General features: G+C 70.3%; 14 protein-coding genes. 8 read left to right on the top strand and 6 right to left on the bottom strand.

Features of this window, described 5'->3' with window-relative positions; all coding sequences use genetic code 11:
* Nucleotides 1-45 precede the first annotated feature (45 nt).
* The gene (locus ALI144C_RS12715) at nt 46-396 is read right to left on the bottom strand and encodes a DUF3499 domain-containing protein (RefSeq protein ID WP_076987279.1); all 351 of its coding nucleotides are present in this window, start codon (nt 394-396) and stop codon (nt 46-48) included.
* 176 nt (nt 397-572) lie between these two features.
* On the opposite strand from ALI144C_RS12715, the gene ALI144C_RS12710 reads away from it, so the two are divergent.
* Entirely contained in the window at nt 573-977 is a 405-nt protein-coding gene (locus ALI144C_RS12710; RefSeq protein WP_076987278.1) for a metallopeptidase family protein, read from the top strand.
* Between the two features lie 33 nt (nt 978-1,010).
* On the opposite strand, the gene ALI144C_RS12705 is transcribed toward ALI144C_RS12710, so the two are convergent.
* Together ALI144C_RS12705 and ALI144C_RS12700 are read right to left on the bottom strand one after the other, a co-directional pair.
* Nucleotides 1,011-4,172: a glycosyltransferase family 2 protein gene (locus ALI144C_RS12705; RefSeq protein ID WP_076987277.1), complete on the bottom strand. Its 3,162-nt coding sequence runs from the start codon at nt 4,170-4,172 to the stop codon at nt 1,011-1,013.
* 84 nt (nt 4,173-4,256) lie between these two features.
* Nucleotides 4,257-4,571, bottom strand: a complete 315-nt coding sequence (locus ALI144C_RS12700) for a WhiB family transcriptional regulator (protein WP_076987276.1) — start codon at nt 4,569-4,571, stop codon at nt 4,257-4,259.
* A gap of 242 nt (nt 4,572-4,813) precedes the next feature.
* Here ALI144C_RS12700 and ALI144C_RS12695 point away from each other — a divergent pair, with 242 nt between their 5' ends.
* Entirely contained in the window at nt 4,814-5,572 is a 759-nt protein-coding gene (locus ALI144C_RS12695) for a site-2 protease family protein (protein ID WP_076987275.1), read from the top strand.
* Here the strand turns inward: ALI144C_RS12695 and ALI144C_RS12690 are convergent.
* Entirely contained in the window at nt 5,459-6,394 is a 936-nt protein-coding gene (locus ALI144C_RS12690) for a helix-turn-helix transcriptional regulator (RefSeq protein WP_076987274.1), read from the bottom strand. The genes ALI144C_RS12695 and ALI144C_RS12690 overlap by 114 nt on opposite strands.
* A 102-nt stretch (nt 6,395-6,496) precedes the next feature.
* Between ALI144C_RS12690 and ALI144C_RS12685 the strand changes: the two genes are divergently transcribed.
* Genes ALI144C_RS12685 through ALI144C_RS12675 form a run of 3 tightly spaced genes read left to right on the top strand, consistent with a single transcriptional unit; the run spans nt 6,497 to nt 9,623 of the window.
* Nucleotides 6,497-7,243 (top strand): SDR family oxidoreductase, encoded by a 747-nt coding sequence (locus ALI144C_RS12685; RefSeq protein WP_076987273.1) that lies wholly within the window; start codon nt 6,497-6,499, stop codon nt 7,241-7,243.
* A gap of 59 nt (nt 7,244-7,302) precedes the next feature.
* The gene (cofD, locus tag ALI144C_RS12680; RefSeq protein ID WP_076987272.1) at nt 7,303-8,289 is read left to right on the top strand and encodes a 2-phospho-L-lactate transferase; all 987 of its coding nucleotides are present in this window, start codon (nt 7,303-7,305) and stop codon (nt 8,287-8,289) included.
* Complete coding sequence (locus tag ALI144C_RS12675; RefSeq protein ID WP_076987271.1) at nt 8,286-9,623, top strand: coenzyme F420-0:L-glutamate ligase; 1,338 nt, start codon at nt 8,286-8,288, stop codon at nt 9,621-9,623. Before cofD ends, ALI144C_RS12675 begins: the two co-directional genes overlap by 4 nt.
* Here ALI144C_RS12675 and ALI144C_RS12670 read toward each other — a convergent pair.
* A complete protein-coding gene (locus ALI144C_RS12670; protein ID WP_076987270.1) occupies nt 9,610-9,936 on the bottom strand; it encodes a hypothetical protein in 327 nt (108 codons plus the stop codon). The two genes, ALI144C_RS12675 and ALI144C_RS12670, sit on opposite strands and share 14 nt — an antisense overlap.
* A 67-nt stretch (nt 9,937-10,003) precedes the next feature.
* Between ALI144C_RS12670 and ALI144C_RS12665 the strand changes: the two genes are divergently transcribed.
* On the top strand, nt 10,004-10,498 hold the full coding sequence (locus tag ALI144C_RS12665; protein ID WP_076987269.1) for an NUDIX hydrolase: 495 nt from the start codon (nt 10,004-10,006) through the stop codon (nt 10,496-10,498).
* Here the strand turns inward: ALI144C_RS12665 and ALI144C_RS12660 are convergent.
* Nucleotides 10,491-11,387 (bottom strand): DNA-3-methyladenine glycosylase family protein, encoded by an 897-nt coding sequence (locus ALI144C_RS12660; RefSeq protein WP_076987325.1) that lies wholly within the window; start codon nt 11,385-11,387, stop codon nt 10,491-10,493. The genes ALI144C_RS12665 and ALI144C_RS12660 overlap by 8 nt on opposite strands.
* Before the next feature lie 57 nt (nt 11,388-11,444).
* Between ALI144C_RS12660 and ALI144C_RS12655 the strand changes: the two genes are divergently transcribed.
* Together ALI144C_RS12655 and ALI144C_RS12650 are read left to right on the top strand one after the other, a co-directional pair.
* Entirely contained in the window at nt 11,445-12,539 is a 1,095-nt protein-coding gene (locus tag ALI144C_RS12655) for a mannose-1-phosphate guanylyltransferase (protein ID WP_076987268.1), read from the top strand.
* 116 nt (nt 12,540-12,655) lie between these two features.
* Nucleotides 12,656-13,066 carry a hypothetical protein gene (locus tag ALI144C_RS12650; protein ID WP_076987267.1) on the top strand — a complete coding sequence of 137 codons (411 nt, stop codon included), beginning with the start codon at nt 12,656-12,658 and terminating at the stop codon, nt 13,064-13,066.
* Nucleotides 13,067-13,085 lie beyond the last annotated feature (19 nt).

Here is a 13,085-nt window from a genome sequence, read left to right as displayed (position 1 = left end):
CTCTCCCGGGGTCGGATCGTCCTGCCAGGGAGCCTATTAGGTCCCTTATTCCGCGACGGGATCGGGCAGGACCCGCAGGTGGCCGCGGCGCCCGGCGGCCGCGTTCGGGTCGGGGCCGTCGACGGGCCGATCGGGCCGTCCGGCCTCGCGGACCGCCTCGGCCAGCGCCGTCAGGTCGTCATGGGATGGCTCAGGCGCGGCGAATTCGCCGTCGTACCTGACCACGTCCCAGCCCCGGGGGGCGGTCAGCCGCATCGCGTGCTCTTCGCACAGGTCGTAGCTGTGCGGTTCGGAGTACGTCGCGAGCGGGCCGACGACCGCGGTGGAGTCCGCGTAGGCGTAGGTCAGCGTCGCGACGGCCGGATTCACACACCCGGTCCGCGAACAACGCCGCACATTCCGCACGATCGTGGACGATAGCGCGTTTCTCCTCGGCAGGCAGCCAGGCACACCGGCGACACGCCCCCAGTACCCTGAATGCCCTAGACGTATGCGTTGGAGGTGCTTCGAAGGTGGTCACGCCCCGTCGCCGGTCGTCGTCGCGTCGCGGACGGGATCGGCATGGCCGTGGCATGCGCGGGCCGCTCTACCCCTCGACGCTGCCCGCCGCAAGCACCCGCGCGGAGAAGTTCGACGCGCTCGTGCTGGACGCGCTCGAGCCGATCGAGGCCCGCTGGCGCACCGAGCTGACCAAGCTGGATGTCGCGGTCGACGACGTCCCGGAGATCGAGGCACCGGGCACGCCGCCGCAGGACGGCGTGCTGGCCGACGGGGGCGTGCCGCTGGCCCGCCTGGTGCCAGCGGGCATGGACCGGCGCGGGAACCCCACGAGTGCCCGGATCGTGCTCTACCGGCGCCCGCTGGAGGCCCGTGCGAAGGACAGCGCCGAACTGGCGGACCTCGTGCACGACGTGTTGGTCGAGCAGGTCGCCAACTACCTGAGCGTCGACCCGGACGCCATCGAGGGCGGCTCGTGAGTGTTTTGGGCCGGTTGGAACCGGCTTAACCACTCACGAGGTCTTCCGGCGGCTGGGGATGGCGGTCAGGAGTGTGAACAGCAGCGCCGCCCCCTGGATCAGCAGCAGGAAGGCCCGCAGGCTGGACGAGTACTCCACCCGGACGTCCGCCGACCGGGCGGGCACGGCGACGCCGACGAGGTTGCCCCACGCCCGGACCACCGGCACCTGGCGTCCGTTGACCTCCGCGCGCCAGCCCGGCTCTTCGGCTGCGGCGATGACCAGCAGACGGCCCTCCGACCCGTCCGAGACGCGCACGGCCACCTCGGGCGGTCCGGCGTCGACCGGGACGATCCCGCCCGCGCCGAGCGTGGTCGGCGGGTTGCCGCCGGTGACCGCTTGTTTGGCCAGTTCGGGGGCGAGCAGGACGGCACGGCCCGCCGCGGGCTGGAGCCGGAGCACCGGCCGTCCGTCCGAAGTGGACGTCGTCGGGGACACCAGGTCGCCTGCCGCGGTCCGCAACCGGTTGCCGGTGTCCTGGTCGGGCATGACGACGAACAGCACGCCCGCGGCGGCCGCCGAGGCGACGGCGGCCTTCGCGACGTCCGGCGCGGCCGAGCGGAAGTCGTTGTCCCAGCGCTGGATCCGTGCTCTTGCCGACGCGACCGGGACCAGGTCGTCGTCGCCGTACTGAGGCATCCGGCCGGCGGACTGACGCACCGGCTCGTCGCCGCGTGCCAGCACCAGCACCCCTCGCCCGGACTCGGCCAGTTCGCGTGCGGGCGTCGTTCCCAGCTGGACACCGTCGCCGTCGGTCAGCGGACCGCCACGGCCGAGCAGGAACGCGCCGCCTGCCAGGACAACGAGCACGACGGCGCCGACGGTCACCGCCGGACGCGGCCGGGGCGCCGACCCGGCGAGCGCCCACAGCAGGCCCCACCCGGCGACGATCATCGGCGTGCCCAGCCAACCTTGTTGGGGCTCACCACCACTGACCGGCGCCATCGGCATGAACCGGACCACCGCGACGGCACCGAGCCCGAGGACGAGCAGCCCCAACCCCGGCAACGATCCGCGCCCCGGCCGGACGGCCAGCCCCGTCAGCACGGCACCAGCGACGACGATCATCAGCACGACCGAGCCGGAACTCGCTCCCGCGGGCACCCACGCCCCGACACCGTGCACGACGATGCCGGGGTACTGGATCAGCACGGCGGGCCATGGCAGCAGCAATGCCAGTGGCAGCAACACGATCGCGAACAACGCGGCCGCACGGCGGCCGCCGTCCCCGCGCTGCCCGCCGACCAGGACGAACCCGCCGAGCGCACACGCCAGCACCACCACGTGTACCAGCGGGGAGAACGCGCCGATCACGGCGAGGCCGAGCGAAGACCCGGCGGCGACGGACAACCAGGACCGCGAAGCCCCGGACAGCACGGAAGCGATTCCGGCAACCACCAGCGGCACCAGGATGTGCACGACAACAGCGTCCAGTCTGCCTTGCGAGACAGCGGCGACGGCGGGCGGCAGCAACGCGTACACCCCGGCGATGACGGCTCGAACACCGCGCCGGACAGGCATTCGCCGAGTCGCGAGATAGGCGCTCAACCCGGCCAGCGGCAGGTCGCCGAGCAGCAACAGGCCCGCCTTGCCGCCCAGGATCCCCAGCACCGCAAGGGCCGCGGGCGCCGGGGACGCCGTTCCGCCTGATCCGGCGTGCCATCCGGCCAGGTACTCCGTCCACAACCCGCTGAGCGCGGTGATCGGCAGCAGCCTGCCGCCGCTCATCGACAGGCCGAGCCGGTTCCAGTTGACCGCAAGCCCGACCACGACGAGCACGAGCACGAGCAGCAGTGGCGGCGCCAGCAGGATCTGCTTGAGCACACGGCCGCGGTCGACCTGGACCAGGAACACTTCCGGTTGCGGCGCGGCCGTGCCGTCGCGCGGCACGGGCGACGGCCGCGGCCGGGGGCTGGGCCGCCGTTGCTTCGGTCCGGTACCGAACTTCGGTACGACGGGTACCGCTACGGCGACCGCAGCCGGCGGGCGGCGCAGGCCCGCCGTGCGGCGCACCTTGGTCCGGCTCAACGCTCCCGCCGGGAGCGCGTCCGGACCGACCGGGCGGTGCGCCTCCTCCGGTGGCACCCAGACGTTCGCCGGTTCCTCGCCGAGCGCCGCGTCGGCTTCGACCCTGCGGCGGACGAGGACCGTGACAGCACCGCGGAACGTGTTGCGCAGCCGGGTGAAGCGACTGGTGAACAAGCCGCGCACACTGCTGTTGGGACCGAGTTCCCGCCGGTCACGCCGGGCGCGCACGAGCTTCATCCGGCCGCCGAGCAGCCTGCCTGCCGCGACGAATTCGGCACGCGCCCGGGAAATCCGGCGGATCAGCAGGAATCCGAGCCCGCGCAGCAGGCTCAGCACAACGAGCCGCGGAACGCCGATCAGAAACGAAATCAACCCGGAATTCGCCAGGAAAGTGCGTATCCCGTTCGCCCTTGACCGCACATTCTCGGCGCGTCGCGCCCGGGCGTGTCGAATCCGGGCGGCGGGCACGCACAATGCGACAGCTCCGGACCGATTGGCCCGCCATCCGAAATCGACGTCATCGAACTGACCGGGAACGGCCGAATCGAAACCGCCGAGCCGTTCCCACAGCTCACGGCGCACCAGCAGGCCGGCGGACGGGACCGCGAGCACCTCGCTGCTCTGCTCGATCTGGTTGGCCCTGACCGCCTCACCCGAGCCGATGCCGGTCTGCCGGTGGCCGGAGGCGTCGGTCGACAACCCGGCTTCGACGATCAGCCTCGGCTCGTGCCAGTCGACCGCGACCGGTCCGAGCACACCCGCCGACGGCGACAGGTCCGCCGCCGTCAGCAAAGTGCCGAGACAGTGCTGGTCGGGCGCGCTGTCGTCGTGCAGGAGCCACAACCAGCCGCCGGGGTCTCCCCAGCGTTCGACGCCGTGCGCAAGCGCTTTCGCGACAGCGTCACCGAAGCTCACCGAACGGTCGAGCGTGATCACGCCGTCGATCACGTCCGGGCTCGCTGCCAGCAGTTTCGCGGTGCCGTCCACCGAACCCGTGTCGACCGCGACCACGTGCCGCGGCCGTGGCGTGCTGCGCCGCAACGCGGACAGCGCCAGGCGCAGCCACTCCTCGCCGTCGTGGCAGACCAGGACCGCGAACACGGGCACAGTCCTGAGCTGGGGACGCACCGGCTACCTCCGTCGGGCTCTACTCCTACTCGCGAGTAGACACCGTACGGACACCCGCCGCGAAACCGGACCCCGAATCGCGGGCTAGATCGCGCGTTTCTTCAGCTTGCGGCGTTCCCGCTCGGACAGGCCGCCCCAGATGCCGAAGCGCTCGTCGTGCCCGAGTGCGTACTCGAGGCACTCGGAACGCACCTCGCAGCCCTGGCAGATCCGCTTGGCCTCTCTGGTCGAGCCGCCCTTCTCCGGGAAGAACGCCTCAGGATCGGTCTGGGCGCACAGCGCGCGCTCCTGCCACTCCTGCTCGTCCTCCGCCGTGTCGAAGAGATGTACAAGGACGCCCAGATCCTCTGTCGGCGCGTCCCCCCATTCCACGACTCGGTCCCCTTCGTCGGCCATCATGATCCGTCCACCTCCCCGCCTTCCACTCCCCGGTTGGCGGACGCCACCCGCCCTCCCATTCGGCGAATGACATCTCTGTGATTACACCCGTGTAGTCCCGGCCGGTCAAGCTAAGTACCCACGTGGGTGACGGTATTTGCCGAGGAAAGTCCGGTTCTTTGACCGATCGGGTGAAGAGGCTCGGCATGCATCCGGCAGGAGGCCGCTCACCGCCGGCCCCGGGTCCTTGCCACACTGGAGTCGTGCGGACACAACACACTCGGCCCAGCCCGCTGTTCCTCGCGTTGCTCGCGGTGACCGTCGGCGGCGGCGTGCTGACCATCGTCGAAAGTGAGTTCGCCCTCACCGCCGGTGTGGTCATCCTCGTTCTCGGTGGGTGGGCGGTCTCACTCTGCCTGCATGAGTTCGGCCACGCCATTGTGGCGTACCGCGGCGGAGACCGCGAGGTGAAGTGGAAGGGCTACCTGACACTCGACATCCGGCGGTACACCGACCCGCTGCTGAGTTTCGTGCTGCCGCTGATCTTCCTGTTGATCGGCGGGATCCCGTTGCCGGGCGGCGCGGTCTGGATCAACCACCACGCGTTGCGGAACAAGCGCGTGGAGTCGTGGGTTTCGCTGGCGGGCCCGCTGACCAACCTGGTGCTCGGCGCGTTGCTGACGATCGCCGTCCAACTGTTCTTCCCGGACGGCGAGATCACCCCGCTGTCCGCCGGACTGTCCTTTTTGGCCTTGCTGCAGTTCATGGCGTTCCTGCTGAACATCCTGCCGGTGCCGGGCCTCGACGGCTGGGGCGCGATCGAGCCCTACCTGTCGTACAAGGCGCAGGTGTTCGGGCAGAAGGCCAGGCAGTGGGCGCCGCTGATCCTGTTCGCGGTCCTGATCGGCCTACCCGCCGTCGGCAGCGCCTTCTTCGACATCGCGTACTCGATCTTCGACGCGGTCGGCGGATCGCGGTACAGCGCCGCGCTCGGCTACGGGACCTTCATGTTCTGGCGCTGAGCCTTCGGACGCGGCCCAACTGGCCAGCACCGCGAGCTTCTCCGCAGTGGGTGAGCCCGGCTCAGGCACGTAGGTGACGAGCACCATGTCCACGGCCTGGCCGGGCACCGGGAAGCTTTCGTAGGCGACGTCGAGCTCGCCCACGATCGGATGGTTCATCCGCTTGGTGCCCGCGGTCTTCTCCCTGACGTCGTGCCTGGCCCACAGTTCCCGGAACGCCTGGCTGCCCAGCGACAACTCGCCGATCAGGGTGGCCAGGCCGGGGGCGTCGGGGTTGCGGGTGGCCATCCAGCGCAACACCGCGACGGTGTCCTCGGCGGCGCAGGCCCACTGTGGATAGAAATCCCGCGCGGCCGGGTCGAGGAACACCGCCCGGCAGAGGTTGGGCCGCTCGTCCGCCGAGAACCCGCTGACGGCGTCGCTGAGCCGGTTCCACGCCAGCACGTCGAGCGTCGGCCCGAAGACGAACGCGGGCAGCCGGTCCATCTGGTCGAGCATCAGCTGCACGGTCGGCCGGACTTTGGCCCCGCGCGGCGACGGGCGCGCGCGCCGCGTGGGGCGCACAAGGATACGCAAGTGCTCCTGTTCGGTTTCGTTCAGGGACAACGCGTTGCCGATGGCATCCAGTACATGCTCGGACACGTTCGGGCTACGGCCCTGCTCAAGCCGGGTGTAGTACTCGACGCTGACGCCCGCGAGCCGCGCGAGTTCGTCCCGCCGCAGCCCGGCCACCCGCCTGCGGCCGATCCGCGGCAGCCCGACGTCCTCCGGCGTGATCCGGGCCCTGCGCGTCCTGAGGAACTCACCCAGCTCGTTGCTCACGTCCACCAGTGTGCAACGGCATGGGCGGACAAGGGTGGCCCTGCCAGAACCAGTCAAACGCGGGCCTCGTACCGGGCCACCCGCGGCGGCAGCGTTGTCGCCATGACCTACGAGAACCTGACAGGACGTACCGCGGTGATCACCGGCGCGGCGAGCGGAATCGGTGCGGCAGTCGCGACCGCACTGGCCGAGAACGGCGCACGCGTGGCGCTGCTGGCCCGCCGCGGCGACCGGATCGACGACCTCGCGGCGAAGCTCAACGCCAACGGCGGCGAAGCGATCGCGGTGACCGCCGACGTGACGTCGGACGCCTCGATCGCCGACGCCGTCGCGCGGATCCACGCGGCGTTCGGCCGCGTGGACCTCGTCGTGAACAGCGCAGGTGTGATGATCCCCGACCCGATCGGCACGGCGCCGTTCGACGACTGGCAGAAGATGATCGACACGAACCTGACGGGCGTGCTCCGGGTGTTGCGGGCCTTCACCCCGGACCTGACCGCCGACGGGCACGCTGACCTGGTGAACATCTCGTCGATCGGCGCACACGAGTACTTCAAGGACTACGCCGTCTACGGCGCGACGAAGGCGGCTGTGACGTACCTGTCGCAGTCGCTGCGCGCCGAACTCGGCCCGGCTGGGGTGCGGGTGACGAACATCGAGCCCGGTCTCGTGCGGAGCGAACTGCGCGACGACATCACCGGCGACGCGGCGGCGTTCCTGACGGGCTGGATCGCCGAGGCAGGCATCCTCTCCGCCGAGGACTTCGCGGACATCGTCGCGTTCACGGTCAGCCGTCCCGCCCACGTCAACATCCGGCACATGGTGACCATGCCGACCACCCAGTACTGAGCCCCGCACCGAGCAGGGCCTTCGGCGCGATGTCGGTGGTCCGTGCAAGGATCGATTCCGTGAAGGTCGTCGTTGTTGTCGGCGGGGTCGGCGGAGCCCGGTTCCTGCTTGGTGTGAAGGCACTGCTCGGGCTGCCCGCGGTGGGTCCCGGCGAGTCCCCGCACGAGATCACCGCTGTGGTGAACACCGGTGACGATGTGTGGATGCACGGGCTGCGGATCTGCCCTGATCTCGACACGTGCATGTACACCTTGGGCGGCGGGATCGACACCGAGCGGGGGTGGGGGCAGCGGGGCGAGACGTGGGTGGTCAAGGAGCAGCTCGCCGCGTACGGCGCCGACCCCGACTGGTTCGGGCTCGGTGACAAGGACATCGCCACCCACCTGGTGCGGACGCGGATGCTGCGTGCCGGGTACCCGCTCTCCGCGGTCACCGAGGCGTTGTGCGACCGGTGGCAGCCGGGTGTCCGGTTGCTGCCGATGACCGACGACCGGGTGGAGACCCACGTCGTCGTCGACACCCCGGAGGGTGAGCGCAAGGCCGTGCACTTCCAGGAGTGGTGGGTGCGCTACCAGGCCAAACTGCCCGCGCACTCCATCGTCCCGGTCGGTGCGGACGAGGCCGCGCCCGCGCCCGGCGTGCTCGACGCGATCGGTGAGGCGGACGTCGTCCTGTTCGCCCCGTCCAATCCCGTTGTCAGCGTCGGCACCGTGCTGGCCGTCCCCGGTTTGCGGGACGCGCTGCGCAAGACCGACGGGATGGTGGTCGGCATCTCCCCGATCATCGGCGGGAAACCGTTGCGGGGCATGGCGGACGCCTGCCTGACGGCGATCGGTGTCGAGACGAGCTCGCAGGCTGTCGGCCAGTACTACGGCTCACGCCAGTGCTCCGACGACGGCGTGCTCGACGCATGGCTGGTGCACACCGGCGAGGCCGCCGACGTGCCGGGTGTCGCCGTACGAGCGGTTCCGCTGTTGATGTCGGATGTGGACGCCACTGCCGAGATGGTCCGTGCCGCACTGGAAATGGCAGGGCTCGAGCCATGAGCGATCACGCGAGCGCCGGAAACATCACGGTGATGGGCGTGACCGGGTTGCCGGAGTTCCGCCCCGGTGACGATCTGGCCGGAGCCATCGCCGACGCCGCGCCCTGGCTGGAGAACGGCGACATCGTCGTAGTGACGAGCAAGGTCGTGTCCAAAGTCGAGGGTCGGCTGGTCACTGTGCCGAGCGACGCCGAGGAACGGGACACCGAGCGCAGGCGGCTGGTCGAGGCCGAGGCGGTGCGCGTCATCGCGCGCAAGAACCGCACCCTGATCACCGAGAACAAGCTCGGGATCGTGCAGGCGGCCTCGGGGATCGACGCGTCCAATGTGGCTGGTGACGAACTCGCTCTGCTGCCGGAGGACCCGGACGCGTCGGCGGCCGCGTTGCGCGCCGGGTTGCGGGAGCGGCTCGGTGCCGACGTCGCGGTGCTGATCACGGACACCATGGGCCGTGCGTGGCGGGTGGGCCAGACCGACGCCGCGATCGGCTCGTCCGGCTTGCGCGTCCTGCACAAGTACGCGGGCCAGGTCGACCGCCAGGGCAACGAGCTGGTGGTCACCGAGGTCGCGGTGGCCGACGAGCTCGCGGGCGCCGCGGACCTGGTGAAGGGCAAGACCGGCGGCATGCCGGTCGCGGTCGTGCGCGGCTTCGCGGTCACCGACGACGGCTCGACCGCCAGGGATCTGGTGCGCGCGACCGAAGAGGACCTCTTCCGGCTGGGCACGGAAGAAGCACTGGCCCAGGGCCGCGCCGAGGCTGTGCTCGTGCGCCGCTCGGTCCGGTTCTACACCGACGAGCCGATCCCGCAGGACGCGATCCGCAAGGCGGTCGGCGTGGCGTTGACCGCGCCCGCGCCGCACCACACGAAACCAGTGCGGTTCGTGCACGTCAAGGAGCGCCGCAAGGAGCTCCTCGACGCGATGCGTGCTCAGTGGCGGTCCGACCTCGCGGCCGACGGCTGGTCGGAGGAACGGATCGACCGGCGCGTCAAGCGCGGTGATCTGCTGTACGGGGCAAAGGAAATCGTCCTGCCTTTCCTCGTCAGGGAAGGGGCGCACACGTACCCGGATCCGCAGCGCGCGGAGGCCGAACGGACGATGTTCACCATCGCCGGTGGCGCAGCCGTGCAGGGCCTGCTGGTCGCGTTGGCGGCCGAGGGCATCGGGTCGTGCTGGGTCTCGTCGACCATCTTCTGCGCGCCTGTCGTGCGTGAAGTCCTTGGTCTGCCTGACGATTGGGAGCCGCTCGGCGCGGTCGCGGTCGGCTACCCGACAGACGGCCCGCTCGCGCCGCGCCCGCCCCGTGAACCGGGGGACGCCTTCATGCAGGTTTGAAACCCGCTGACAGGTCCAGGAGGAACGGTTTGCCGCGCTCGGCCGGTCGCCAGCCACCGGCCAGCGCGGTCCTGATCGCCTTGGTGACCTCGGCGGGCAGGATCGGCGTGGCGGGCTCGCCCACCCAGTTGCTCGGGTGCGTGTGGCTGGTCTCCACGATCAGCGTCGCGCCCGGCTCGTCGGCCAGTTCGGCCGCGAAGTACATCGGACCCCAACCCATTCCCTGGACATAGGTCGGGCGGCCACGCAATCGCCAGCGGTACGTCACACCGTCGACGTCAAGGACTCGTGAGCCTTTCTTCAGCAACGTCACAACACCCACGATAGGCACGGGGTCACGTGAATTAAGGTTTCCGGCTGTGGGTGTACATGCCGATGCGATGGCCGTGCTGGACAACTGGACGCCGAACGACCCGAACCAGGAGTCGTTGCGGCAGGCGTACCTGGGTTTCCTCGCGGCACGGGATGACGCCTGCGACCGTTCGTGCGTCGCCGGGCACATCACGGCCTCTGCCGTGGTGCTCGACGGTGACAACGTCCTGCTGACGCTGCATCCCCGTGTGGGCAAGTGGGTGCAGCTCGGCGGGCACTGCGAGCCGGAGGACGAGACGCTGGCCGGTGCCGCGCTGCGGGAGGCGGCCGAGGAGTCCGGGATCGACGGCCTGACGATCGACCCGACCCCGATCCACATCGAGGTCCACCCGATCACGTGCTCGCTCGGTGTGCCGACGCGGCATTTCGACGTGCGGTTCGCCGTCCGCGCTCCGGCGGGGGCGCAGCCGGTGCGCAGTGACGAGTCCGACGACCTGCGCTGGTGGCCGATCGGAGACGTGCCCAACGACGAGCTGCGGCCGATGCTGGATCTGGTTACATAGCGCGGTAGTCGCGTGGCGAGAACCGTGGTCCGCGCCGGGGTTTGGTGATCCCGGCTGCCTCGATGTACCGCACGGCCCGTTGCCGTTGCGGCGCATAAGGTGCGAGCACCTCGTGCATGCCCGCGTCGTCCAAGGGCTTGCCCACCAAGGCGTATCCGACGTTGCCGGGGATGTGGTAGTCGCCGAAGCTGACCGCGTCCGGGTCTCCCCATGCCCGTTGGGCGACCTCCGCCGCCGTCCACACGCCGACCCCCGGCACCTTGCGCAGCAGCGCACGACCTTCCGCGCCTTTGAGCTCGGCTGCCTTCTCCAGGCGCCCGGCGACCTGTGCCGCCGCGATCAGCGCACGCCGCCGCGCACCGTCCACTCCGGCCTTGTGCCATTGCCAGTCGGTGATGGACATCAGGGCTTTCGGTGTCGGCGGGACACGCAGCGGTAAGGGTCCGGGTGCGGCCACACCGAACCGCAGGCACAGCTCCCGGAACGACCGGAACGCCTCCATGCCGGTGACCTTCTGCTCCAGGATCGACGGCACCAGCAGGTCCCAGACCTGGCCCGTGCTGCCCAGCCGCAGCCCCGGCATCGCGCGGCGCGCCTCGGCGACGATGTCGTGGTGCGCGTGGAAGTCGGTCGGGTCGTCCGCGGCGCCCAGCAGCGCGGGCAGGCCGTCCAGCAGCCACTCGGCGCCTTCTCCCCAGGCTTCGGCGTGCACTTCGTCACCGACTCGGCGAACGGCCAATGTGCCCGGTCCGCAGGGCGTGTTCGTGGCACGGAACACAGCGCCGCCCGGCGTCCGCCCGTATGTGGGATCACCACCGCCTCGCCGCAGCGGACGCAGGACGGACCCCAGGTCGAGCTCGTACCCGGGCCGCCAGACACGGACGGACATGGCCGTCACCCTACGGTGGTGCGTTTGGTCTATTGGCACGACGTTAAGGTTCACCGCGTGGACCTCCATGTGGTTGTGCCCGCAGGTGGCAGTGGAACCAGGTTGTGGCCGCTATCCCGAGCTGCGAACCCCAAGTTCCTGCACCCGCTGACCGGCACCGAGCGCTCACTGCTGCAGGCGACCTTCGACCGGCTGGCACCGCTGGCCTCGGCCGAGCGGGTGCACATCGTCACCGGCACCGCGCACGCGACGGCCGTGGCGAGACAGCTGCCGGAGGTCCCGGAGCGCAACATCCTCATCGAGCCGCTGGCGCGTGACTCGTGCGCTGCGATCGCGCTGGCCGCCGCGGTGATCGAGCGGCGCAGCCCTGGCGCGGTGATGGCGTCGTTCGCCGCGGACCACCTGATCAAGGACACCGAGGCGTTCGCGCGGACCGTCGAGGAGGCCGCCCGGGGTGCCGCCGATGGCAAGTTGATGACAATCGGCATCGCCCCCACCCGGCCGGAGACCGGCTACGGCTACCTCCAGTGCAGCCGGACCGCCGAACTCGGCGTGCAGCAGCAGGTGCTGGAGTTCAAGGAGAAGCCGGACCTGGCGACCGCGACCGAGTACCTGGAATCCGGCCGGTACCTGTGGAACGCGAGCATGTTCGTCTGGCGGACCGACGTGTTCCTGCGTGAGCTCGCCCAGCGCAGGCCGGACGTGTTCGAACCGGTCGACGAGATCGCGCAGGCATGGGACACCGACGAGCGCGTGGCCGTGGTCGAGGCGCTGTGGGCCACGATTCCCAAGGTCGCTGTCGAATACGCCGTGATGGAGCCCGCCGCGGCGGACGGTCTCGTCGCGACCGTGCCCGGCGACTTCGGCTGGAGTGACATCGGCGACTTCGAAACGCTCGGCGAGCTCCTGGCCGACACCAGGGACGGCGCCCGAGTCGTGAGCACACCGGCGGCGAGCGAGGTCGTGACGGTCGACAGCGCCGGAGTGATCGCCGTTCCGGCGGGCGGGCGCCTGGTCGCGACCCTCGGCGTGCGGGACCTGATCGTGGTGGACACACCGGACGCGGTGCTCGTGTGCGACCGCAATCGGGCACAGGACATCAAACGCCTCACCGAGATCCTGCGTGACACCGGCAGGACCGAGTACGTCTAAGATCAACATACTGTTTTCAGTTCTTCCCTGACGCCTGCCCTGACTAGGGATACTCTGATGGCAACGGGACAGCCGGTGTGGGTGCCGGCTCGAGGCAACGCGGGAGAGGCCGGAGCATGGATCCCCGGGAGCGAGCCGATGCCGCTCTGGCCCGCGCCCGCGCGCGCGGTGCCTTCGTGGTGACGCCGGAGGACGCGATCTCCCCGATGGACGCGGCGAACACGCTGCAGATCCCTCGGGTGGTCGTGGCTTCCCTTGACGAGAACCACCAGGACAGCGAGGCCACGATGGTGGTCGGGCATCCGCTGACCGAACCCCAGCCGACGCAGCGGCAACCTTCGCCGCGTCGTCCGCAGCCGTTCCCGGCGAGCCAGGGCCAGATCGAAACCCCGCCGCACGGCCTGCCACGGCAGACACCGGCGCCCGAGCCCCAGCAGCCCGAACCCCAGCCGGAGGGCATGGTGCCGACGGTGAAGAAGCCGAGCCCCCGCCCGTCTCTGTCGCAGCGGCTGGACGGCAAGTTCTAGCCACCGCGCCCCCGCCCCG

This window comes from Actinosynnema sp. ALI-1.44, from assembly GCF_001984155.1.
Lineage (GTDB): Bacteria > Actinomycetota > Actinomycetes > Mycobacteriales > Pseudonocardiaceae > Kibdelosporangium.
This window is presented reverse-complemented; position numbering and strand designations above follow the sequence as displayed.

What these genes read in the sequence shown, in the direction of transcription:
- ALI144C_RS12710 (WP_076987278.1), top strand. Translation starts at nt 573, where the DNA reads ATGCGCGGGCCGCTCTACCCCTCGACGCTGCCCGCCGCAAGCACCCGC.
- ALI144C_RS12700 (WP_076987276.1), bottom strand. Translation starts at nt 4,571, where the DNA reads ATGATGGCCGACGAAGGGGACCGAGTCGTGGAATGGGGGGACGCGCCG.
- ALI144C_RS12685 (WP_076987273.1), top strand. Translation starts at nt 6,497, where the DNA reads ATGACCTACGAGAACCTGACAGGACGTACCGCGGTGATCACCGGCGCG.
- ALI144C_RS12675 (WP_076987271.1), top strand. Translation starts at nt 8,286, where the DNA reads ATGAGCGATCACGCGAGCGCCGGAAACATCACGGTGATGGGCGTGACC.
- ALI144C_RS12665 (WP_076987269.1), top strand. Translation starts at nt 10,004, where the DNA reads ATGGCCGTGCTGGACAACTGGACGCCGAACGACCCGAACCAGGAGTCG.
- ALI144C_RS12660 (WP_076987325.1), bottom strand. Translation starts at nt 11,387, where the DNA reads ATGTCCGTCCGTGTCTGGCGGCCCGGGTACGAGCTCGACCTGGGGTCC.
- ALI144C_RS12650 (WP_076987267.1), top strand. Translation starts at nt 12,656, where the DNA reads ATGGATCCCCGGGAGCGAGCCGATGCCGCTCTGGCCCGCGCCCGCGCG.